General features: G+C 66.7%; 17 protein-coding genes. 15 read left to right on the forward strand and 2 right to left on the reverse strand.

Annotated elements, in window-relative coordinates:
* The first annotated feature begins 39 nt into the window (after positions 1 to 39).
* From KHO49_RS00530 to KHO49_RS00595, 14 genes are all read left to right on the forward strand, one after another.
* Positions 40 to 1,059: a beta-ketoacyl-ACP synthase 3 gene (locus KHO49_RS00530; RefSeq protein ID WP_213664454.1), complete on the forward strand. Its 1,020-nt coding sequence runs from the start codon at positions 40 to 42 to the stop codon at positions 1,057 to 1,059.
* Positions 1,059 to 2,066, forward strand: a complete 1,008-nt coding sequence (locus tag KHO49_RS00535; protein WP_213664455.1) for an NAD-dependent epimerase/dehydratase family protein — start codon at positions 1,059 to 1,061, stop codon at positions 2,064 to 2,066. The genes KHO49_RS00530 and KHO49_RS00535 overlap by 1 nt, the downstream gene beginning before the upstream one ends.
* Positions 2,063 to 2,917, forward strand: a complete 855-nt coding sequence (locus KHO49_RS00540; RefSeq protein WP_213664456.1) for an MBL fold metallo-hydrolase — start codon at positions 2,063 to 2,065, stop codon at positions 2,915 to 2,917. The genes KHO49_RS00535 and KHO49_RS00540 overlap by 4 nt, the downstream gene beginning before the upstream one ends.
* Positions 2,907 to 4,265: a F390 synthetase-related protein gene (locus tag KHO49_RS00545; protein ID WP_213664457.1), complete on the forward strand. Its 1,359-nt coding sequence runs from the start codon at positions 2,907 to 2,909 to the stop codon at positions 4,263 to 4,265. The genes KHO49_RS00540 and KHO49_RS00545 overlap by 11 nt, the downstream gene beginning before the upstream one ends.
* Complete coding sequence (locus KHO49_RS00550) at positions 4,253 to 5,407, forward strand: ATP-grasp domain-containing protein (RefSeq protein WP_213664458.1); 1,155 nt, start codon at positions 4,253 to 4,255, stop codon at positions 5,405 to 5,407. Before KHO49_RS00545 ends, KHO49_RS00550 begins: the two co-directional genes overlap by 13 nt.
* Positions 5,404 to 6,543, forward strand: coding sequence for a hypothetical protein (locus KHO49_RS00555; RefSeq protein ID WP_213664459.1), 1,140 nt, complete (start codon positions 5,404 to 5,406; stop codon positions 6,541 to 6,543). Before KHO49_RS00550 ends, KHO49_RS00555 begins: the two co-directional genes overlap by 4 nt.
* Positions 6,540 to 7,556, forward strand: coding sequence for a Rieske 2Fe-2S domain-containing protein (locus tag KHO49_RS31350; protein WP_213664460.1), 1,017 nt, complete (start codon positions 6,540 to 6,542; stop codon positions 7,554 to 7,556). Before KHO49_RS00555 ends, KHO49_RS31350 begins: the two co-directional genes overlap by 4 nt.
* Positions 7,557 to 7,995: 439 nt before the next feature.
* A complete protein-coding gene (locus KHO49_RS00565) occupies positions 7,996 to 9,435 on the forward strand; it encodes an alanine/glycine:cation symporter family protein (RefSeq protein ID WP_110594185.1) in 1,440 nt (479 codons plus the stop codon).
* Positions 9,436 to 9,539: 104 nt separating this feature from the next.
* Positions 9,540 to 10,541 carry an asparaginase gene (locus KHO49_RS00570; protein ID WP_110652876.1) on the forward strand — a complete coding sequence of 334 codons (1,002 nt, stop codon included), beginning with the start codon at positions 9,540 to 9,542 and terminating at the stop codon, positions 10,539 to 10,541.
* 151 nt (positions 10,542 to 10,692) lie between these two features.
* The gene (locus KHO49_RS00575) at positions 10,693 to 11,685 is read left to right on the forward strand and encodes an AraC family transcriptional regulator (protein WP_213664461.1); all 993 of its coding nucleotides are present in this window, start codon (positions 10,693 to 10,695) and stop codon (positions 11,683 to 11,685) included.
* 71 nt (positions 11,686 to 11,756) lie between these two features.
* On the forward strand, positions 11,757 to 13,679 hold the full coding sequence (locus tag KHO49_RS00580; protein WP_249735450.1) for an ankyrin repeat domain-containing protein: 1,923 nt from the start codon (positions 11,757 to 11,759) through the stop codon (positions 13,677 to 13,679).
* Positions 13,680 to 13,779: 100 nt separating this feature from the next.
* Positions 13,780 to 15,705, forward strand: a complete 1,926-nt coding sequence (locus tag KHO49_RS00585) for an ankyrin repeat domain-containing protein (RefSeq protein WP_213664462.1) — start codon at positions 13,780 to 13,782, stop codon at positions 15,703 to 15,705.
* 163 nt (positions 15,706 to 15,868) lie between these two features.
* Positions 15,869 to 16,900, forward strand: coding sequence for a histone deacetylase family protein (locus KHO49_RS00590; RefSeq protein ID WP_102881346.1), 1,032 nt, complete (start codon positions 15,869 to 15,871; stop codon positions 16,898 to 16,900).
* Positions 16,901 to 16,912: 12 nt separating this feature from the next.
* Entirely contained in the window at positions 16,913 to 18,013 is a 1,101-nt protein-coding gene (locus tag KHO49_RS00595) for a polyamine ABC transporter substrate-binding protein (protein WP_213664463.1), read from the forward strand.
* An 80-nt stretch (positions 18,014 to 18,093) separates the two neighbouring features.
* On the opposite strand, the gene KHO49_RS00600 is transcribed toward KHO49_RS00595, so the two are convergent.
* Together KHO49_RS00600 and pdxR are read right to left on the reverse strand one after the other, a co-directional pair.
* Positions 18,094 to 19,305, reverse strand: a complete 1,212-nt coding sequence (locus KHO49_RS00600) for a YeeE/YedE family protein (protein WP_213664464.1) — start codon at positions 19,303 to 19,305, stop codon at positions 18,094 to 18,096.
* Positions 19,306 to 19,345: 40 nt separating this feature from the next.
* Positions 19,346 to 20,896, reverse strand: coding sequence for a MocR-like pyridoxine biosynthesis transcription factor PdxR (gene pdxR / locus KHO49_RS00605; RefSeq protein ID WP_213664465.1), 1,551 nt, complete (start codon positions 20,894 to 20,896; stop codon positions 19,346 to 19,348).
* Between the two features lie 102 nt (positions 20,897 to 20,998).
* Between pdxR and KHO49_RS00610 the strand changes: the two genes are divergently transcribed.
* Positions 20,999 to 21,622, forward strand: coding sequence for an FMN-binding negative transcriptional regulator (locus tag KHO49_RS00610; protein WP_213664466.1), 624 nt, complete (start codon positions 20,999 to 21,001; stop codon positions 21,620 to 21,622).
* The last annotated feature ends 29 nt before the right edge of the window (positions 21,623 to 21,651 follow it).

Genomic DNA, 21,651 nt, shown 5'->3' on the forward strand with positions numbered 1-21,651 from the left:
CTCAACGCCAGCCTCGACGCCCACACACACGGAATTTGCATGCACACATCAGCGTCCTCCCCCCGCCCGGCCCGCGCCCTGGCCATCCTCGGCACCGGCCACGCCCTGCCGCAGCGGGTGGTCACCAGTGCCGAGCTGGACCGCCAGCTCGGCCTGGAAACCGGCAGCGTGGCGCGCATCAGCGGAGTGCAGCAGCGCCACGTCGCCGCTCCTGCGGACACCGCCGCCAGCCTCGGTGCCAGTGCCGCGCGCCAGGCCCTGCACGCGGCCGGCCTGGAGCTTGGCCAACTGGACCTGATCGTCTGCGCCAGCGGCACCATGGACCAGGGCATGCCCTGCAACGCGGCGCTGCTGCAACGGGAGCTGGGCCTGGGCCAGTCGGGTATTCCGGCCATGGACATCAACGCCAGCTGCCTGGGCTTTATTGCCGCCCTGGACACCCTGTCCTGGCCGATCCAGGCCGGGCATTACCGGCGCGTGCTGCTGGTGTGCGCCGACATCGCCTCCTGCGGCCTGGACTGGCAGCAGGTGGAAGTCTGCGGCATCTTTGGCGACGGTGCGGCGGCGGTGGTGCTGGAGGCGGGCGACGGCGGCCCGAAGATCCTCGCCTCGCGCCTCAAGACCTACGCCGAAGGCGCCGCGCTGTGCCAGATCCCCGCCGGCGGTTCGCGCTTTCATCCGCGACGCATCCAGGTGCCGTTCGAGCCCCTGACCAGCTTCGCCATGCAGGGCAAGGGCGTGTTCCGCCTCGCGGCCAAGCATCTGCCCGAACTGATGGACGATTTGCTGCAGCAAGCCGCACTGTCCCTTGCGCAGATCGACTGGATCATCCCCCATCAAGCCAGCCAACAGGCCATGCAGCATGCGGCCAAACGCCTGAGCCTGGGGCCAGAGAAAGTCATCGATATCTTTGCCCGGCATGGCAATCAGGTGGCGGCGTCGCTGCCCACCGCTCTGGACATCGCGGTGCGCGATGGGCGCATTCAACGCGGACAAACCCTGATGCTGATCGGCACCGGCGCGGGCCTGTCCCTCGGCGGCATGATCCTGGAGTTTTGATGAAGATCCTGGTCACCGGCGGCACCGGTTTTATCGGACGGCATCTGGTCTGGAAGCTGGCCGCCGAAGGCTGCGAGGTGCAGTTCAGCGGGCGCAATCCCGAGGCGGCGGCCGAGGTGATTGCCCACAGCCCAGCGCCGGTGCGCTGGCTGCCCCTGGAGCACGGCAGCCCGTTGGCCAAACGCCTGCTGGCCGATGCCAGCCGCGAGCATGACGCCATCGTGCATTGCGCCGCCTTGTCTTCGCCCTGGGGCTCGCCCCAGGCGTTTACCCGGGCCAACCTCGACTCCACCGCCGAGGTGATCCACGCCTGCGGCAAGAACCGCATCCCGCGGCTGGTGCATATCTCCACCCCGAGCCTGTACTTCAACTTCAGCGACCGCCTGGGCATCCGCGAAGACCAGCCGCTGCCACCACCGGTGAATGACTACGCCCGCAGCAAGGCCCAGGCCGAAACCCTGCTGGCAGACGCCAAGCTGCCCGAATGCGTGATCCTGCGCCCCCGGGCGGTGTTCGGCCCCTGGGACGCAACCCTGATGCCGCGCCTGCTGCGGGTGATGCAACGCGGGGCGATTCCACTGATGCGCGGCGGCCAGGCACAGTTGGACCTGACCTGCGTCGACAATCTGGTGCACGCGGTGTGGCTGGCGCTGACCCGGCCCCTGCCGCGCCCGCTGTGCGTGTACAACCTGAGCAATGGCACGCCGCTGGCCTTCAAGGACCTGCTGCAACAGATGGCCGAGCACTTCCGCCTGCCGCTGCGCACCCGCCGCCTGCCCTGGCCCCTGGTGCATGGCGTGGCGCGCCTGCTGGAGCTCAAGGCGCGCCTGGGCAACGGCGCCGAGCCCTTGATCACCCGCTACGGCGCAGGCGTCCTGGCCTTCAGTCAGACCCTGGACATCAGCGCCATCCAGCGCGAGCTGGGCTATCGCCCGGTGATCAGCCAGGACCAGGGCATCGCCCAGCACGCCCAATGGTGGCTGGCCCAACAGAGGCAACGAGCATGAGCCGCAGCGTGAGTTTGAAGATCCTCCGGGCCGGCTGGTGCCAGCATCTGGAATGCATGGCCGACCGTGGCGGGCGCCTGGCGCCGGTGCAGTTTCCGGCCTTGTGCGGGCTGATCCAGCACCCGGAGCACGGCTGGATTTTGTACGACACCGGCTACGCCGAGCACTTCTTCCAGGCCACCCGGGCCCTGCCCGAGCGCCTGTACCGCAGTGCGGTGCCGGTGCAGTTGCCGGTGGTCGAGCAGCTGGGGGCGCAGCTGCATGAGCTGGGCATCGGCCCGGGGGATATCCGCCATGTGATCATTTCCCACTTCCACGCCGACCATATCGCCGGGCTGCGGGATTTTGCCAACGCGCGCTTTATCGCCCTGGAAGCCGATTACCGGCATATCGACAGCCTGCGCGGTCAGCGTTGGCGCGCCACCTTGGGCGGCCATCTACCGGGCTTGCTGCCGGACGACTTCAGCGCCCGCCTGCGCCTGGCCGAAGCCAGCCCCAGCTGTGCGCTGCCAAGCTGGATGGCGCCCTTCGAGCAGGGCCTGGACCTGTTCGGCGATGGCAGCCTGATCGGCGTGCCGCTGCCCGGGCACAGCGAAGGCCAGTTGGGCCTGTTCATCCCCGACGCCCAGGGCCGGCCGGTGTTCCTGGTGGCCGACGCCTGCTGGTCGGTGCCGGCCTGCCGCGCCGAGCGCCTGCCCGCTGCACCGGCACTGTGGTTTGCCAGCGCCGACCGTCAGCAGTACGTGCGCACTTACCACGGCCTGGGCCAGCTGATCCGCGGCGAACCAGCGGTGGCGGTGCTGCCGTCCCATTGCACCCAGGCCTGGGAGGCGTTCGCCAATGAACAGTGAACGCCTGCTGGGCACCCTGCGCAGCATCGGTGCATTCGTGTTCAGCCGCTACGCCCTGCGCTTTCGCCGCCGTGAGCGGCTGGAAGCCTGGCAGGCCCGGCGCCTTAAGCACTTCATGGCCAAAGTCCTGCCCCGTGGCCAGCGCTTCAACGGGCTGACCCACGACGGCCTGCACAGCTTGCCGATCATGGACAAGGCAGCGCTGATGAGCGGCTTTGCCGCCTTCAACACCCGTGCCCTGAGCCTGGAACAGGTGTTGCCGGTGGCCCTGCAGGCCGAGCGTTCCCGGGACTTCAGCCCGACCCTGGGGGACATCACCGTGGGCCTGTCCAGCGGCACCTCGGGGGCCCAGGGGGTGTTCCTGGTCAGCAGCGTGGAACGCCAACGCTGGGCCGGCATCCTGCTGGCGCGCACCCTGCCCCGGGCCCTGCTGCCCCGGCTGCTGTGCCCCTGGCTGGCGCCGCTGCGGATCGCCTTCTTCTTGCGGGCCAATAGCCGCCTGTACACCACCCTCGCCAGCCGCCGCATCGACTTCGCCTTTCATGACCTGACCCTGGGCCTGACCGCCTCCCTGCAACGCCTCAACCAACAGAACCCGGACGTGCTGGTGGCCCCGGCCACGGTGCTGCGGGGGCTGGCCCAGGCGGCCCTGGCCGGACAGCTGACAATCCGCCCACAACACATCCTGTCGGTGGCCGAAGTGCTGGAAAGCACCGACGCCGAGCTGGTGCAGCAAGCCTTCGGGCGCAAGCCACAGCAGATCTATCAGGCCAGTGAAGGCTTTCTCGGCTACACCTGCGAGGCCGGCACCCTGCACCTGAATGAAAGCCACCTGCACATCGAGCCGCAATGGCTGGACCCTGAGCGCACGCGCTTCCAGCCGATCATCACCGACTTTTCCCGGCGCACGCAGCTGATCGTGCGTTATCGCCTCAACGACATTCTGCGGGTGGCCAGCGCGCCCTGCCCCTGCGGCCGTGCGGAGCGGGCCATCGCCGCCGTGGAAGGCCGCGCCGACGAGATCCTCTGGCTGCCCCGGCTCGACGGCCCGCAGCTGGCACCGCTCTACCCTGACGTATTGCGCCGGGCCCTGCTGATGCTCGGGGCGGCGCTTGAGGAATACGAAATTCACCAGCGCGGGCTGCTCTGGCAGATCAACCTGCACACCCGCGGCGACTACCACGGGCTGTGCCAGCGCTTGAGCGAAGCCCTCGCCGAGCTCTGCGCGCAACAAGGGCTGCAGGCGCCGCAGCTGAGCTTCGGCCACTGGCAGGCACCGCCGCCACACGCGAAAAGACGCCGTCTGCTGATGCTACAACTGCCCGAGGGACTGCCATGCGTGTATTGATTCTCGGCGCCCGGGCCCCGGCCTGCCTGGAGTGGGCCCGGGCCTTTAGCCAAGCCGGCTGGACGGTGACCGTGGCCGATTCCCTGGCCCAGCCCCTGAGCCGCTTCAGCCGCGCCGCCGAGCACTTCGTACGCCTGCCGGAGCCGCGCCACGACCCGGATGCCTGGATCGATGCCCTGGCCGGGGTCATCCGCCAGCAGGCCATCGACCTGCTGCTGCCCACCTGTGAAGAGGTGTTCTACCTGGCCCACGGCCTGGAGCGCTTGCGGCCTTTGTGCCGGGTGTTCACCAGTGATTTCGACCTGCTGCACCGCCTGCATCACAAGGGCGATTTTGCTGCCATGACCCAGGGCTGGGACGTGGCCGCGCCGCCGACTCAGGTGCTGCATGACCCGGCCGCGTTGCAAGCGCTGGTGGCGGAGCACGACGCCCTGGTGTTCAAGCCGGCCTATTCACGCTTCGCCTCCCAGACCCTGATCCGCCCGAGCCCGGCGCAACTGGCCAAGATCCGGCCCAGTAGCGATGCGCCCTGGGTGGCCCAGCAGTTCGTCCCCGGCCAGGAATATTGCAGCTTCAGCGTGCTGGTGGACGGCCAGTTGCGCGCCCACAGCAGCTATCAGCCGCGCTACCGGGTCGGGCGCGGCTCGGGGATCTACTTCCACAGCTGTGCCCCGGCGCCGATCCGTGCGTTTCTGGAGCAGTTCGGCCGGGCCACCGGCTACACCGGGCAAGTGGGTTTTGACTTTATCGAGGACCAGCAGGGCCGCTTCCACGTGCTGGAGTGCAACCCCAGGGCCACCAGCGGCGTGCACCTGTTCGACGATCAGCGGGTGCAACTGGTGGCAGCGCTGGGCAGCGAAACCGACGCTGCGCTGGAGGCGACCCTGGAACCCCGGATGATCGCCCTGGCCATGCTGCTTCTGGCGGCGCCGCAACGGGCCTTGAGCCGCGAGTTCTGGCACGACTACCAACAAGCCCGGGACGTGATCGTCCAGGACGGCGATCGCGGTCCACTGACCGCCCAGTTGCTGAGCCTGAGCGAGATCATCGGCCGCGCCCTGACCCGCCGCTGCGGGCTGCTGGCCGCCTCCACCGCCGATATCGAATGGAACGGCCAGCCTCTGGGGGCACAGCGCCAATGAGACTACTGCTGCCCGAGCAACTGGCCCTTGAGCCCCCGAGCGCCGGCGACAGCCACGCCCGGCAGTACGTGCGCACCTGCGCCGGCGGCGCGCTGATCGGCAACGTCAGCACCGCCCTGGCCCTGCTGGACACCGGCCATCATCAGTTCCCGGTGAGCATCAACCACGGCCACGACCCTGTGGATAACTGTTACGTGGTCTCGCCACAAACCGCCTACAGCGGCTACGCCCGGGAAGAACTGCAGCGCCTGAAACGGCCCTGGCTGGCCCGGCCACTGAAGCTGCTGACCCAGGGCGTGGACCGGCTCCTGAGCGCGGCCAAGGTCGACCGTTTGGTGCAGATCAATAACTGGCTGCTGTCGACCAACCTCTACCCCGCCGATTGGGACGGCGCGGATTTGCCGGCGATCACCGAACTGCTGCGCCGGGAGTTTCCCGACCACGGCTTTGGCTTTCGCTCGCTCAACGACTTCAGCAACCTCGCACTGCGCAAGCGCCTGCAAGCCCTGGGCTACCTGGCCATTCCCAGCCGCCAGGTGTACCTGTTCGACGGCCGCGAGGGCGAGAATTCAGCCTTCCTGCGCCACCACAACACCCGCCTGGACGCCACCCTGCTGCGCCGCAGCCCTTATGCGGTGGTGCCCGGCAGCGAGCTGAACGAGGCCGACTTCCAGCGCATCGAGCAGCTGTACAACCTGCTGTACCTGGACAAATACAGCCGCCTGAACCCCCACTACAGCGCCCAATGGCTGCAACGCGGGCAGGCCGAAGGCTGGCTGGAAGTGCGCGCCCTGCGCAACGCCGAAGGGCGTATTGACGGCGCCTTGGGCTGGTTCGCCAACAGCGCCCTGATCAGCACCCCAATCGTCGGCTACGACACCGCCCTGCCCCAGCGCGCCGGCCTGTACCGGCAGCTGACCAGGCTGTGCCTGCAAGAGGCGGTGAACCGTCGTCAGGTGCTCAACTTCAGCTCCGGCGCCGCCGCCTTCAAACGCCTGCGGGGCGGTGAACCAGAGATCGAATACAGCCTGATCCACGTCGCCCACCTGCCCTGGTCGCGGCGCCTGGTGTGGCACCTGATGGGCCTGCTGCTGCAACGGATCGGCGTACCGCTGATGAGGAAGCTTAAACTGTGAACAGCCAATCGGGCTGGTGGCCCGTCGCCCTGAGCCGGCACCTGCACAAGCAACCTCTGGCCTGCACCCTGCACGGCGTGCCGCTGGTGCTGTTTCGCGACGCCGACGGCGCCGCCGCGGTGCTGCCGGACCGTTGCCCTCACCGCTTTGCGCCCCTGAGCGCCGGCCGGGTGCGCGACGGGCAGATCCAGTGCCCCTACCATGGCTGGCGCTTCGATCCCCAGGGCCGTTGCACTCAGCTACCCGGCCAGGAGCAGCAGCGGTGCAGCCAACCCTTGCTGCAACCGCTGCACAGCTGCGAAGCCCAGGGGCTGGTGTGGGCCAGCCTTGCCAGCGAGCGGCCGGAAGAGCCGCCAGTGGCCGCCGCCGAACAGGCCCAGGCGCTGGATGTGTTCTGGATCAGCGACCGGGTGCAGTGCAGCTTGCAGGACGCCGCGGAGAACTTCCTCGACGGCTTCCACACCCATTTCGTGCATGCCGGCTGGATTCGCCACGACCGCCAGCGCCAGCGCATTCGTGCCTGGGTGCATCAGTTGGAAGACGGGGTCGAAGCGCAGTACAGCGAAGAAGGCACCCAATCCGGACTGATTTCGCGGCTGTTCGAAGGCGAACGCGGCCTCAGCATGGGCCGCTTTCGCCTGCCGGGGCTGGCGGAAATCGAATACCGCGACCGCCAGGGCCGGCTCAACCTGCTGGTCAGCGCCTGGCTGAGCCCGGCCGCCGAGGGCCAACTGCGGCTGTTCGCCCGCATCGCCACAGCCCAGGGCCGCCTGCCGGGCTGGCTCAAACGCGGCGTGCTGCAGCCCTTGTTCAAGGTGATCCTCAAGCAGGACCGGCAGATCCTGGAAAAAGTCAGCGCCAACCAGCAGCGCTTTGCCCAGGTGCCGCTGCGCTGGCAGCGACCCACGCCTCTGGACAGCTCGCTGGATCTGCTGGGGCCGTGGATTCGCCAGTTGCTGGAGCAGGGTGAACTGAAGGACTTCCAAGAACGCCGAGAGGAATTCTGGCTGTAGCCCCGCAAGCCGGCTGGCCGGCGAACAGGGCTTCAAGACGGACACTGCTCAAGCGGCCCCCTTCGCTGGCCAGCCAGCGCCTGCGATTACCAGGGGGCTCGCGGGGATGATACGGGCCCCTTGGAGCCCCTGTTCGCGGAGTTTGCCGGGCAGGACAAGAACCGATTCAGCCTCCCGCCAGCACTGCCGTTCCTCGGCTCGACACGCAACATGCAGACGGCGAGCCCGCGCACCGGTATAGTGCGCCCCCTCTTCACGTGGACAGCCGTCGGTAACGAGGCTCACACCCACGGGAAACCCGAACTAATAACAACCCGCGAAATATAGAACCGGGACGAACGCTCGCCCCACCGCCTTGCCGTGCGTGCAATCAGCGGTGTAACTGAATGTTTCCGTCCGCTCTGCTTTTGCCTACACAAAAAACAGCGAGGAATAATCCATGCTCGAAGTCATCAACGACTTCCTCTCAGGGAAAGTACTGATCGTGCTCATTGTCGGGCTCGGCAGCTACTTCACGATCCGCTCGCGTTTCGTTCAATTGCGCCATTTCCTCCATATGTTCGCGGTGTTCCGCGACAGCCTGAAAAGCAGCGGCGGCCAGCTCAGCTCGTTCCAGGCGCTGATGCTCAGCCTCGCCGGCCGAGTGGGTGCAGGCAACATCGCCGGCGTCGGCATCGCCGTGACCCTGGGTGGTCCGGGCGCGGTGTTCTGGATGTGGGTGACCGCACTGGTCGGCATGTCCAGCAGCTTCTTCGAATGCACCCTGGCCCAGGTCTACAAGCGCGCCGACGGTGACGGCCTGTACCGCGGTGGCCCGGCCTACTACATCCAGCACGGCCTGAAGCTCAAAGGCATGGCGGTGGTGTTCTCGATCCTGCTGCTGGTCACCTACGGCTTCGCCTTCATCGGCCTGCAGTCCTACACCGTGACGCACTCGCTGCAGGACGCCTTTGCCTTCGACCCACGCCACACCGGCATCGTCCTGGCGGTGCTGCTGGCCATCACCTTCATCGGCGGCATCAAGCGCATCGCCGCGGTGTCCGACCTGCTGGTCCCGATCAAGACCCTGGCCTACATCGCCGTGACCCTGTACGTGATCGGCACCCAGATCGAACACGTGCCGGCCATGCTGGAAACCATCATCAAGAGCGCCTTCGGCCTCGACCCGGCCTTCGCCGGCCTGCTCGGCAGCGCCATCGTCATGGGCGTGAAGCGTGGCGTGTTCGCCAACGAAGCGGGCCTGGGCAGTGCGCCGAACGTGGCCGCCGTGGCCGCCGTGAAGCACCCGGGCGCCCAGGGCGTGGTCCAGGCCTTCAGCGTGTTCCTCGACACCTTCGTGATCTGCACCTGCACCGCGCTGCTGATCCTGCTGTCGGGCTTCTACACCCCGGGCTTCGAAGGCGACGGCATCGTCCTGACCCAGAACTCGCTGGCCGCCGTGGTCGGTGACTGGGGCCGCGTGTTCGTCAGTGTCGCGCTGTCGTTGTTCGTCTTCACCTGCATCCTCTACAACTACTACCTGGGCGAGAACAGCCTGCAGTTCCTCACCCGCAACCGCACTGTGTTGATGCTGTTCCGCGGCCTGGTGCTGGCGCTGGTGGTCTGGGGTTCGATGCAGAACCTCTCGACCGTGTTCGCCTTCGCCGACATCACCATGACCTGCCTGGCCTTCGTCAACCTGGTGGCCCTGGCCATGCTGTTCAAGGTCGGCCTGCGGGTGATGCGCGACTACGACGAGCAGCGCCGCGCCGGTGTCGACCAGCCGGTGTTCGACTCGCGCAAATTCGCCGATCTGGACCTGGACCTGAAGGCCTGGCCCGCCGAACCTTCGGCCGCCACCCAGGCCGAGCCGCAAGGCGTGCCCGCAGCGCAACGCTGACGGGTGAACGACGGGCGCATCCTCTGCACCCGTCGGTTACAGTGCGATAAATGTGCGAGCGGGCTTGCCCGCTCCCACAGGAACTCACCGTTTCGGAGAATCCCATGAACCCTTCGACCTACCCTGCCGCCCAGCACGTCATGGTGCTCTACACCGGTGGCACCATCGGTATGCAGGCCAGCGCCGACGGCCTGGCCCCGGCGTCCGGTTTCGACGTGCGCATGCGCGCCTACCTCGACAGCCAGCCCGAACTGGTGGTGCCGGCCTGGCGCTTTCGCGAGATGGCGCCGCTGATCGACAGCGCCAACATGACCCCCGACTACTGGCAGCGCCTGCGTGCAGCGGTGGTCGAAGCCGTGGATCAGGGTTGCGACAGCGTGCTGATCCTCCACGGCACCGACACCCTGGCCTACAGCGCCGCCGCCATGAGCTTCCAGTTGCTGGGGCTGCCAGCGCGGGTGCTGTTCACCGGCTCGATGCTGCCGGCCGGTGTGCCTGACAGCGACGCCTGGGAAAACCTCAGTGGCGCCCTGTTAGCCCTGGGCCAGGGCCTGGCACCGGGGGTGCATCTGTACTTCCACGGCGAACTGCTGGCCCCGACCCGCTGCGCGAAAATCCGCAGTTTCGGCCGTCATCCGTTCGCCGCCCTGCAACGCAATGGCGGCGGCGCAAAGGCCGAAGCGATTCCGTCGGCGCTGGACTACCGCCAGGCCAAGCAACTGGCCAAGGTCGGCGTGCTGCCGCTGTTCCCCGGCATCAGCGCCGAGCTGCTGGACGGCGTGCTCGACAGCGGCATCCAGGCCCTGGTCCTGGAATGCTTCGGCAGCGGCACCGGTCCTAGCGACAACCCGGCGTTCCTGGCCAGTCTCAAGCGCGCACAGGAGCAAGGCATCGTCGTGGTGGCGGTGACCCAGTGCCATGAAGGCGGTGTGGAGCTGGACATCTACGAAGCCGGCAGCCGCCTGCGCGGCGTGGGCGTGCTGTCTGGTGGCGGCATGACTCGCGAAGCGGCGTTCGGCAAGCTCAACGCCCTGCTCGGCGCCGGGCTGGCAAACAGCGAAGTGCGGCGCCTGGTGGAACTGGACCTGTGCGGCGAACTGGCCTGATCCATCCGTAGGAGCCGGCTTGCCGGCGAAGGCGGTTTTGAGGGCCTCTTCGCTGGCAAGCCAGCTCCTACAACCAGCTCCGGCACCTGCAGATGCAGGGCGGCATGCAACTTGCTCCGGTTAAGGGTCTTCCCCAGGCTGGAATCTGCGCATGCTGCACTCGCACCTCACCACCCTCAACGCCGTTTCCCTGGTGCTCAACACCTTCAAGGAACAGGGCCAGGACAGTGAAGCCCTGCTGGCTGGCAGCGGCATCAACCCCGCCGACCTGAGCCGCGCCGACACTCGCATCACCACCAACCAGGAGATGCTGGTGTGCGCCAATGCCGTGGCCCTGCAACGGGATATCGGCCTGGAACTGGGCCGGCGCATGCACGTTTCCTCCTACGGCATGCTCGGCTATGCCCTGCTCACCAGTGCCACCTTAGGTGACGCTTTGCGCCTGGCCATGCGCTATCCGGCGCTGATGGGAACACTTTTCGAACTGAGCCTGGAAGCCGACGGCCCGCGCATCTGGTTCACCGCCGCCGGCTACCGCGAAAGCCCGGCCCTGGCGGCGTTCAATACCGAGTTCTGCCTGGTGTCGCTGAAGGTCATCTGCGACGACTTGCTGGGCCACCCGCTGCCGCTGCTGGGCGCGCGCTTCGACTATCCGGCGCCGGACTATCAACAGCGCTACCGCGAAGCCTTCGACTGTCCGCTGCAGTTCAACGCCCGCAGCAACGCCTTCGCCTTCGACCAGCAATGGCTCGAACACCCCCTGCCCCTGGCGGATGCCATCACCCACCAGGCCATGGCCGAACGCTGCCGCAAGCAGAACACCGAGTTCACCGGGCGCCAGGCTTGGCTGGGGCGCATCCGCCAACTGCTGGCAGCACAGCTGGACGCCGCGCCGGGGCTGGAAGGGCTGGCGGAACAGATGAACTGCTCGGCCCGGACCCTGCGCCGCCACCTGCGCGACCTGGGTTGCAGCTATCAGGAACTGCTGGACGAGCTGCGCTTCGAGCGGGCCAAGCAGATGCTCTGCGAAGACCAGCTGCCCATCTACCGCATCGCCGAAGCCCTGGGCTTCAGTGAAACCGCGAGCTTTCGCCATGCCTTCATCCGCTGGAGCGGCGTGGCGCCGAGCCAGTTCCGGCCCTGAGACAAACCCCGGCATAAAGCTGCGGATTGCATTACATTGCCGACCTTTGACACCGGCAAGGGACTGCAAGCTTGAACCTAATCACAGGCGCCATCGCCCGGCGCATCGGTATTCGCGGGCTGTGTCTGGCACTGACGCTGCTGACGGGCGGCCCCGTCGCCCAGGCCTTCGAGCTGTCGAAGATCCGCTGGTGGGAGTTGCAGAGCAGCATCCTTCTGGACGACCCGGAAACCGCCACGCTGCAACTCGAACCCTTTCCCCTGCCCGGGCTGGCCCAAGCGCCGGCACGGGTGATCCTCAGCCAATACCACGGCCTGTTCTATCTCAATGGCTATGCGGATGGGCAGTACCGGCAGCGGGTCTACAAGTCGCCGCCCCTGCCGCTGTTCAACGCCCAGGAACTACAGGCCTGCGTGCCCGAGCAGCGACCCGTTGGAGCCACGGACAACTGGCCGTCGAGCAAGCAGCTGGCATCCGCCCTGAGCCTGACCAAACTGAGTTTCGACTGCCAGAGCCCAGGCTGGGAGTTGAGCAATCGCTATCTGCTGGTGGACAGCCGCGATCCCCAGCGGCCGCTGCTGGCCATCGGTCAGCGTCAGGGCGAGGCACAGATCGACTTCACCCCGCAGCAACCGATCAGCCCCGAACTGCAGCAGCAATGGCTGCAAGCCCTGCAGAAGTACCCGAAGCTGCTGGAACCCTTTGACGCCAGCAGCGGCCAGCTGCACGTCAAGCCCTATGCGCCGCCGCCCAGCGCGGAGCAGATCTGGACAGAATTTCGCCAGCTGCACACGCAATTGCGCGATGCCAAAGACAAGGCTCCGGGCATCGCCCGGGTGGAAGAGTTCTTCAGCCGTCATGACTTTCGCGCGATCGCCCCCGAGCGCAGTACCTACCCGGGCCTGCTCAACGACATCGCCTATTGGGCCACCGAGGCCGGCCAGTTGCAGAGCGCCCGACCGTGGCTGGCGTACGTGCTGCGTCGCGACCCAGGGCGCATGCCGACCTACCTCAATCTGGCGGACCTGGATTGGCGCCTGTACCAACAGCAGCCCGCAGACACCCGGCACCGGGGCCGGGCCATGGAGAACTATCGGCTGTATTGCGGACTGCGCCTGCAACGCCAGCTTGGGGTCCCCGCCAGGGTCACCCAGCGCCTGGGCCTTGAGGCACCCAGCGAACCGGCCTGCCAAAGCGCCTGGCCGCTGGTGACGGCGGTGGACCAGGGTGACGCGGGCGAAGTCCGGCGCCTGCTGGAGAACGGCCTGAGCGGCGACGTGATCGCCGCCGATGGGCGCCCGGCGCTGTTGCACGCCCTGGATAAACCCGACCTGGACATCGCCCGGCTGTTGCTGGCCCATGGCGCCCGTCCACAGGGTCAGTACAACGGCCGCACCCAGGTGGTCCTGGCCATGCGCCGCGACCTCAAGGACAACCCCGACCTGAACCAGGCCAAGCGCCTGAACTTCCTGCTGCAAGCCGGTGCCGCCATCGATGAGCAGGATGCCCAGGGCGGCACCGCGCTGCAGGCCATGGCCAAGGAACGCGACGACATCGAGCGCTTCAACTGGCTGCTGCAACACCCGCAAGACCTCGACAAGCGCAGCGGGCCAGACGGCGAAACCGCACTGTTCCTGGCGCTCAAGGGCGGCAACTACGCCGCTGCCAGAGAACTGATAGAGGCCGGTGCCAACCTCAACCTGAGCTACGGCCGCGGTTTCTGCGCACAGCAGCCGGTTCGCCAAAGCCTGCTGATGATCGTCGCCGAACAGGGCTCGCCCGAGGTCATCAATCCCTGGGTCAGCCAGCAACAGAGCCTGGACATGTTCACCCTGCTGCTGGAAAAAGGCGCCGACCCCAACGTCGGCCGCTACTGCAAGAACAACGGCTACACCTGGCTGCTGGAGATCATGGCCCGGCGCAAGCGCGACGACATGCTCAAGGTGCTGCAAGGCTTTGCGCCGCCACCGCCGGCGACGGCGTTTCGCCTTTGAGGCGTGGCGCCGAACCCGCTGAGCCCCTGAAACAAAGCCCGGCACAACGGCGCCGATTGCATTACATTGCCGAGCTTTCTACCGGCAAGGGACTGCAACGTTGAAGCTATTCTCAGGCGCCATCGCCCGGCGCATCGGCATTCGCGGGCTTGGCCTGGCACTGGCGCTGCTGGCTGGCGCACCCGCCACCCAGGCCTTCGACCTGGACCTGGGCGCGATCAAATGGTCGGGAATGGCTCGCCACTTCGTCATCGACTACCCGGAAACCGCCACCCTGCAGCTCAAGCCATTCCCCGTGCCGGGCCGGGAGCGAGTGCCGGCGCGGATCGTCCTGAGCCAGTACCGCGGGCTGTTCTACCTCAACGCCTATCAGGACCTGAAGTACCAGCAGCGGGTCTACAAATCGCCGCCCATGGCCCTGTTCAGCCCCGAAGAACTGCGGGCCTGTGCGGCCCCGGAGTATCCGGTGCCAGTCGCCGACAACTGGCCCACGAGCAATACCCTGGACACCGGCATCACCCTGACCTCGCTCGACTTCAAGTGCCAGGAGCCCAGCGATTGGCAACTCAGCCGACGCTACCTGCTGATCGACCAGCGCGATCCGCAGCGCCCGCTGCTGGCGATCAGTCACCGCCGGGACCTGACCCAGATGGAGTTCACCCCGCTGCAACCCATCAGCGAGGAAACCGGGCAGCAATGGCTGCAGGCCCTGGAGACATTCCCGCCGTGGTTCCGCCCTTTCACCCAAGGTAGCGGGCCGATCATCGTCAACGCCTTTGTGCCAGCGCCAGCCTCGAACCCGGACAGCATCTGGAAAGCGTTCCGCGCGCTGCACGAACAACTGCGCACCGCCAAGGACAAGCAACCGGGCATCAACCAGGTGGAGGACTTCTTCGTCACCCATGACTTTCGCAGCATCGCCACCGAGCGCCGTGAATACGCCGGCCTGCTCAACGACATCGCCTACTGGACCAGCGAAGCCGGACAGCTGAGAACCGCCCGCCCCTGGCTCAAGGAAGTGTTGCGCCGTGACCCCGGGCGCATGCCGACCTACCTCAACCTGGCGGACCTGGACTGGGCGATCTACCAACAACGCACGCAGGACAACATCCACCAGGGCCGGGCCATCGAGGGTTACCGGGTGTATTGCGGCCTGCGCCTGAAGCGCCAGATGAGCATCCCGCCCCGGGTCCTGCAGCGCTTGGGCCTGAACGCCGCCAACCCCCGGGACTGCCAGGCCTTCTGGCCGCTGGTGGACGCGGTGGATGCCGGCGACCTGGCCGAAGTGCAGCGCCTGCTGGCCAGTGGCATCAGCGGCGAGGTCATGGCCGACGATGGTCGCAGCGCCTTGCTGCATGCCCTGGACGCCCCGCGCCTGGACATCGCCCGGCTGCTGCTGGAGCACGGCGCCCACACCAGCGGCCTGTACAACTGGACCACCCTGGCGACCCTGGCCATGCGCCGCGACCTGGGCGACAGCCCCGACCTGAGCCAGGGCGGGCGCCTGAAGTTCCTCATCGAGGCCGGTGTCGCCATCGACGAGCCGGACAGCCAGGGCCAGACGCCCCTGATGCAGATGGCCGAGAACAAGCGCAGCCTGCAAGGCTTCACTTGGCTGCTGCAACACCCGCAAAACCTCGACCGGCGCAGAACCGACGATGGTGAAACCGCGCTGTATCGGGCGTTCTCGGGCAACAACTACGAGGCCGTGCGACAACTGATAGCCGCTGGTGCCAACCTCAACCTGAGCTACGGCCGTGGCACCTGCTACAACCAGCCCGTCGGCGAGAGCCTGCTGACCCTGGTGGCCGACAAGACCTCCGCCGACGACAAGGCGCCCTACGTCAGCCAACGGGACACCCTGGACCTGTTCACCCTGCTGCTGGAAAAAGGCGCCGATCCCAATGTCGGCCAGCGCTGCGAGAAAAAGGGCTACGCGCTGTTGCTGGAAGCCATCGCCCGGAAAAAACGCGAGGACATGCTCAAGGTGCTGCAGCGTTTCGTTCCCACCCCGCCCGCCAGTTGAACCGGACGGCGCCCCGCAACGGGGCGCCCTGCCTCTTTAAGGGGCGAATTTCGGTCAAACACTTTGGCCAGATCAATCCCCTTTTGGCCGCTCCTGCCGTTCTCCGAAACCCCGCGCCCCGCAAGACTGTGATCCACCGAATCAGCCTGCGGAGAACAAGAAAATGCTGACGATCTACTCGGACGATCACCACCTGCACCACGGCCGTTGTGAACTTATCGACGGGCAATTGATGCCCTGCTTTGAAATGCCTTCCCGGGCCGACCATGTGCTGGACCGGGTGAAGTACCGCAACCTTGGCCCGGTAGAGGCGCCCAAGGACTTCGGCCTGGGGCCCATCGAACGCGTCCACAGCCGGGCCTACCTGGACTTCTTCAAAGGCGCCTGGGAGCGCTGGGCGGCACAGGGCATCGACGGCGACCTGCTGCCCTACACCTGGCCGGCGCGCACCCTGCGCAGCGTGATTCCCACCAGCCTCCATGGCCAGCTCGGCTACTACAGCTTCGACGGCGGCGCGCCGATCACCGCCGGCACCTGGCAGGCGGCCTACAGCGCAGCGCAAGTGGCCCTCACCGCCCAGGCGGTGATCCAGCGCGGCGCCCGCAGTGCCTTTGCCCTGTGCCGGCCACCAGGACACCACGCCGCCAGCGACCTGATGGGCGGCTACTGCTACCTGAACAACGCGGCCATCGCCGCCCAGGCCTTCCTCGACCAGGGCCACAAGAAAGTCGCGATCCTCGACGTCGACTACCACCACGGCAACGGCACCCAGTCGATCTTCTACGCGCGCAGCGACGTGCTCTTCACCTCGATCCACGGCCACCCGGAAGCCGAGTTCCCGTTCTTCCTGGGCTATGCCGACGAAAGCGGCGAAGGCGCCGGGGAAGGTTTCAACTTCAACTACCCGCTGGCCGCCGGTAGCGGCTGGGATGAGTGGAGCGCAGCCCTGGAGCAGGCCTGCAACGAGATCCACAGCTATGACGCCGACATCATCGTGGTGTCCCTGGGCGTGGACACCTTCAAGGACGACCCGATCTCGCAATTCAAACTCGACAGCCCGGATTACCTGGCCATGGGCAAGCGCATCGCCGCCCTCGGCAAGCCGACGCTGTTCGTCATGGAAGGCGGTTACGCGGTAGAGGAAATCGGCATCAACGCCGTGAACGTTCTCGAAGGTTTTCAAAGCGCCCAGTGAGGGACTCGCATCATGCAAAGACTCAAACGCTTAATGGTTCCCGCCCTGTGCGCCAGCCTGCTGGGCACCGCCGCCCACGCCGAGGAGCGCACGCTGCGGGTGTACAACTGGTTCGACTACATCACCCCCAAGGCCCTGGAAGATTTCAAGGCGCAGAACAGCCAGGTGAAGCTGGTCTACGACATCTTCGACACCAACGAAGCCCTGGAAGCCAAGCTGCTGACCGGCAACTCCGGGTATGACGTGGTGGTGCCGTCCAACGTGTTCCTGGCCAAGCAGATCGAGGCCGGGGTGTTCCAGCCCCTGGACCGCAGCAAGCTGCCCAACTGGAACCACCTGGACCCCAAGCTGATGAAGCTGATCGAGGCCAACGACCCGGGCAACCAGTTCGCCGTGCCCTACATGTACGGCACCATCCTGATCGGCTTCAACCCGGACAAGGTCAAGGCCGCCCTGGGCGACAAGGCGCCGGTGGACAGTTGGGACCTGATCTTCAAGGAAGAGAACATCAGCAAGCTCAAGCAGTGCGGCGTGGCCCTGCTGGATTCGCCTTCGGAAATCCTGCCCCTGGCCCTGCAGCACCTGGGCCTGGCCCCCAACAGCAAGAAGCCGGCGGACTACGAGAAGGCTGAGGCGCTGCTGATGAAGATCCGGCCGTACATCACCTACTTCCACTCGTCCAAGTACATGGCCGACATCGCCAATGGCGATATCTGCGTGGCGGTGGGCTACTCGGGGAGCTTCTCCCAGGCCGCCAACCGCGCCAAGGAAGCCAAGAACGGCGTGACCGTGGACATGCGTCTGCCCAAGGAAGGCGCGCCGATCTGGTTCGACATGCTGGCGGTCCCTAAAGGCGCCAAGAACCCGGAAGATGCCTACACCTTCATCAACTACCTGCTGCAACCTCAGGTGATCGCCCCGGTCAGCGACTTTGTCGGTTACCCGAACCCGAACAAGGACGCTACCGGACTGGTGGACCCTTCGATCCGCAACAACCCCAACCTGTATCCGACGGAAGCGGCGATGAGCACCCTGTATACCCTGCAGCCGCTGCCCCGTGATGCAGAGCGGGCGCGGACCCGGGCCTGGACCAAGATCAAGTCCGGGACCTGATCCGGCGGACGATGGGCGCGCGGTCAGTGATAGACCGCGCTGTCTGCTGCGCCGGCAAGCCGGCTCCTGCACCGCGGCGTTTAGCAGCCCGTGAGGCCTTGGGGCGTGCGCTCTTCGGCGAAGAACCAGGGGCGCAGGCGCACGCCGACGCCGTTGCCGATAAAGGCCGCCACCAGCCACAGCCAGCCATGCAGGCTGCCGGAGGCGATGCCGCTGAAGTAGGCGCCGATGTTGCAGCCATAGGCCAGGCGCGAGCCGTAGCCCAGCAGCAGCCCGCCAATCACCGCCGCCACCAGGGAACGGGTGGGGATTCTCAGGTTGGGGGCAAAACGTCCCGCCAGTCCTGCTGCCAGCAAGGCCCCCAGGACGATGCCGATGTCCATGACGCTGGTGATGTCCTGCCACACCGGGGCGGCCAGGGCCTTGGCGTTCGCCGCGCCTTGCCAGAACACCCAACTGCTCACGTCTACGCCCAAGCCGCTGGCGACTTTCGCGCCCCACAGGGCAAAGGCCGAGGTGATGCCCCATGGGCGCCCGGCCAGGGCCAGGGTGGCGAAGTTGAGCAACGCCAGGGCCACCGCGCCCCAGACCAGCGGCCAGGGACCGCGCAACAGTCGGCGCCAGCCTTGGTGCTGGCTGGCGACCGGGGCTTCGAGGCTGCCGTAGCGGCGTTTTTCCAGGGTCTGGGTGAGCAAGGCGATCAGCGCGAACAGGCACAGGCTCAAGCCCAAGGCCGGGCCGACGCCGAAGCTCTGGACGATGGAGATCGGTGGCAGCGACGGCAAGGCAAACCACCAGTCCACATGATGGGTGGCAATCAGCGAGCCGCAGATGAAGAACGCCAGGGTCACCAGCATCCGCGCATTGCCGCCGCCGACGGTGAACAGGGTGCCCGAGGCGCAACCGCCCCCCAGTTGCATGCCGATGCCGAAAATGAAGGCACCGAAGATCACCGACACCCCGGCCGGCGCCACCAGCCCCACCACCGGCTGGCCGAACAGGCTGCCCGCCCCCAACGCCGGGAAGAACAGCAACACCGCCAGGGCCAGCATGACCATCTGCGCGCGCAGGCCAGCACCGCGCCGATCACGGATAAACACCCGCCAGGCCGAGGTGAAACCGAAGGCGGCGTGGTACAGGGTCAGCCCCAGGGCGGCACCCAGCAGCAACAGCAGCACCTGTCGCGCACCCACCTGGGTCTGCAGGAACAGGGCGCCGGCCACCAGTAGCAGCAAGGCGAACAGGGGGGCGCCGAACATGCGTTGCGGGGCCACGGGGAGGGTCTGGCTCATGAGGCTTCTCGGGCAGGGAAATGGCCGCGAGTATAACCCGTCAGACCCGCCAGGCCTGGCGCAGGCGGCCCAGGGCGGCCTGGATATCGGCCTCAGGCACCGCGGCGAAGCCCAGCACCAGCCCAGCCCGTTGGTCCTCGGGCAACAGGGTTTCCGGCAACCAGTAAGTGCTCAAGCCGTTAACCTCGACATCGACACTGGCCGCCTGCTCCAGCAGTTGCTGCTCCCGGGCCAGGCTGTCCACGCGCACTGTCAGGTGCAACCCGGCGGCCACCGTGGGCAGCGGTCCGACGCCTGGGATCGCCTCGGGCCAGCCGGCGAGCAAGGTATTGCGCCGGCTCAGGGCGGCCCGGCGCATGCGCCGGATATGCCGCTGGAAATGCCCGGCGGCCATGAACTCGGCCATCACCGCCTGGGTGCTGACCTCGGAGTGGCGCACGTCCACCGCCCGGCGCTGGGCGAAGGCCTGCACCAGATTCGGCGGCAGCACCAGGTAACCCAGGCGCAAGGCCGGGAACGCCACCTTGCCGAAGGTGCCGACGTAGATCACCCGCCCCTGCCGGTCCAGCGCCGCCAGGGGGGCCAGGGGCGCGCCGCTGTAGCGGTACTCGCCGTCGTAGTCGTCCTCGACGATCCAGCCGCCGCTGCGCTCGGCCCAGGCCAGCAGCTCCAGGCGCCGGGCCAGGCTCATGATCACCCCGGTGGGGTACTGGTGGGACGGGGTGACATAGGCCAGGCGGCAGTTGGGCAACTGCTCCAGCTGACGGCAGTCGATGCCCTCCTGATCCACCGCCACGCCCTGCAACTGTGCCCCGGCTACGGCGAAGGCGTGACCGGCCGCCCGATAGCCGGGGTTTTCCACAGCCACGCTGTCGCCGGGCTCCACCAGCAGCTGTGCACAAAGGCTGATGCCCTGTTGCGCGCCACTGGTGATCACAATTTGTTCAGCGCTGCATTGCAGCCCACGGGCACTGCGCAAGTAGGCGGCGATCAGGCTGCGCAGTCGCGAATCGCCAACGGAATCGCCGTAGCACAGCTGACGCAGGTCCGGCCTGCGCCAGAAAGCCGCATTCAGCTTGGCCCAGACCTCGAACGGGAACAGATCGAAAGCCGGCACGCCGACCCGAAAAGCCCGCGGCGGGCCACTGGGTGGCGTGCTCAGATGATGCTTTTGCAGGCGCTGCACACCACTGCTGTGGATAACTTTACTGGATGCATCACCAGTTATTTCGGTCGATTTTGTGGATAACCCTGTGGGTAAGCCTGTTGACAACCCTGTGGATACTTTTGTGGATAGTTTTTTGATGGGTAAGCGGGTTTCTGGCAATTGGGCCACGTAGGTGCCATCGCCGACCCGGCCTTCGATAAAACCCTCGGCATACAGCTGGTCATAGGCGCGCACCACGCTGTTGCGGGAAATCCCCAGTGCCGCCGCCAGATCACGGCTGGCCGGCAGGCGCGTGCCGCTGGCCAGGCGCCCGTCCAGCACCCGCAGGCGCAGGGCCTGGTACAGCTGGCGGCTGAGGCCCTGGCGGCGATCCAGCTCGATCCCGGCAGGGTTGAAAGACAGCGGAGGCAAAGCACTGTTCATCGAGGCGCCCCAGGGATTGGACCCACAAAATAGACCAAAGATGGCTCTTACAACGAACCATTAGCCTGCCTAGGATGCAGCCACTCGCCAAGGATTTTTTCCATGTACCTACCGCGCGCTTTCGTCGATGAAGACCTCCCCCGCCTGCAAGGCGTGATCCAGCACAGCCGCCTGGCGACCCTGGTGACCTGGGGCGCCATGGGCCTGCAGGCTAGCCACGTGCCACTGCTGCTGGACCCCGAACAGGGGGCCAATGGCACCCTCTACGGACACTTGGCCAAGGCCAACCCACAGTGCGCCGAGCTCGCCAGTGGCGCCGAAGCGTTGCTGATCTTCATGGGCGAGGATGCCTATATCAGCCCTTCGTTCTATCCGAGCAAGGCCGAACACGGCAAAGTGGTGCCCACCTGGAACTACGTGGCGGTGCACGCCTATGGCCAGCCGGAGGTCTTCACCGACCCGCAGCGGCTGCTGCAGGTGGTCGAGGGCCTGACCGAGCGTCACGAGGCCGGTCGCCCGCAACCGTGGAAGGTGGCCGATGCCCCGGCCGACTACATCGACGGCATGCTCAAAGCGATTGTCGGTTTCGCCCTGCCGATCCAGCGCCTGGAGGGCAAGCGCAAGCTCAGCCAGAACCGCAATGCCGAAGATATTGCCGGGGTCCGCGACGGTCTGGCGGCCAGCGCCGACCCGCGTGACCAACACCTGTCGCAACTGATGGGCTGAGTGCCCGCCCAGAACAATAAAGGAGCTTT

Source organism: Pseudomonas sp. RC4D1, from assembly GCF_018390395.1.
Lineage (GTDB): Bacteria > Pseudomonadota > Gammaproteobacteria > Pseudomonadales > Pseudomonadaceae > Aquipseudomonas > Aquipseudomonas danubii.

What these genes read in the sequence shown, in the direction of transcription:
- KHO49_RS00545 (WP_213664457.1), top strand. Translation starts at nt 2,907, where the DNA reads ATGAACAGTGAACGCCTGCTGGGCACCCTGCGCAGCATCGGTGCATTC.
- KHO49_RS00575 (WP_213664461.1), top strand. Translation starts at nt 10,693, where the DNA reads ATGCTGCACTCGCACCTCACCACCCTCAACGCCGTTTCCCTGGTGCTC.
- pdxR (WP_213664465.1), bottom strand. Translation starts at nt 20,896, where the DNA reads ATGAACAGTGCTTTGCCTCCGCTGTCTTTCAACCCTGCCGGGATCGAG.
- KHO49_RS00590 (WP_102881346.1), top strand. Translation starts at nt 15,869, where the DNA reads ATGCTGACGATCTACTCGGACGATCACCACCTGCACCACGGCCGTTGT.
- KHO49_RS00610 (WP_213664466.1), top strand. Translation starts at nt 20,999, where the DNA reads ATGTACCTACCGCGCGCTTTCGTCGATGAAGACCTCCCCCGCCTGCAA.
- KHO49_RS00530 (WP_213664454.1), top strand. Translation starts at nt 40, where the DNA reads ATGCACACATCAGCGTCCTCCCCCCGCCCGGCCCGCGCCCTGGCCATC.
- KHO49_RS00600 (WP_213664464.1), bottom strand. Translation starts at nt 19,305, where the DNA reads ATGAGCCAGACCCTCCCCGTGGCCCCGCAACGCATGTTCGGCGCCCCC.
- KHO49_RS00570 (WP_110652876.1), top strand. Translation starts at nt 9,540, where the DNA reads ATGAACCCTTCGACCTACCCTGCCGCCCAGCACGTCATGGTGCTCTAC.
- KHO49_RS00595 (WP_213664463.1), top strand. Translation starts at nt 16,913, where the DNA reads ATGCAAAGACTCAAACGCTTAATGGTTCCCGCCCTGTGCGCCAGCCTG.
- KHO49_RS00535 (WP_213664455.1), top strand. Translation starts at nt 1,059, where the DNA reads ATGAAGATCCTGGTCACCGGCGGCACCGGTTTTATCGGACGGCATCTG.
- KHO49_RS00550 (WP_213664458.1), top strand. Translation starts at nt 4,253, where the DNA reads ATGCGTGTATTGATTCTCGGCGCCCGGGCCCCGGCCTGCCTGGAGTGG.
- KHO49_RS00540 (WP_213664456.1), top strand. Translation starts at nt 2,063, where the DNA reads ATGAGCCGCAGCGTGAGTTTGAAGATCCTCCGGGCCGGCTGGTGCCAG.
- KHO49_RS00555 (WP_213664459.1), top strand. Translation starts at nt 5,404, where the DNA reads ATGAGACTACTGCTGCCCGAGCAACTGGCCCTTGAGCCCCCGAGCGCC.
- KHO49_RS00565 (WP_110594185.1), top strand. Translation starts at nt 7,996, where the DNA reads ATGCTCGAAGTCATCAACGACTTCCTCTCAGGGAAAGTACTGATCGTG.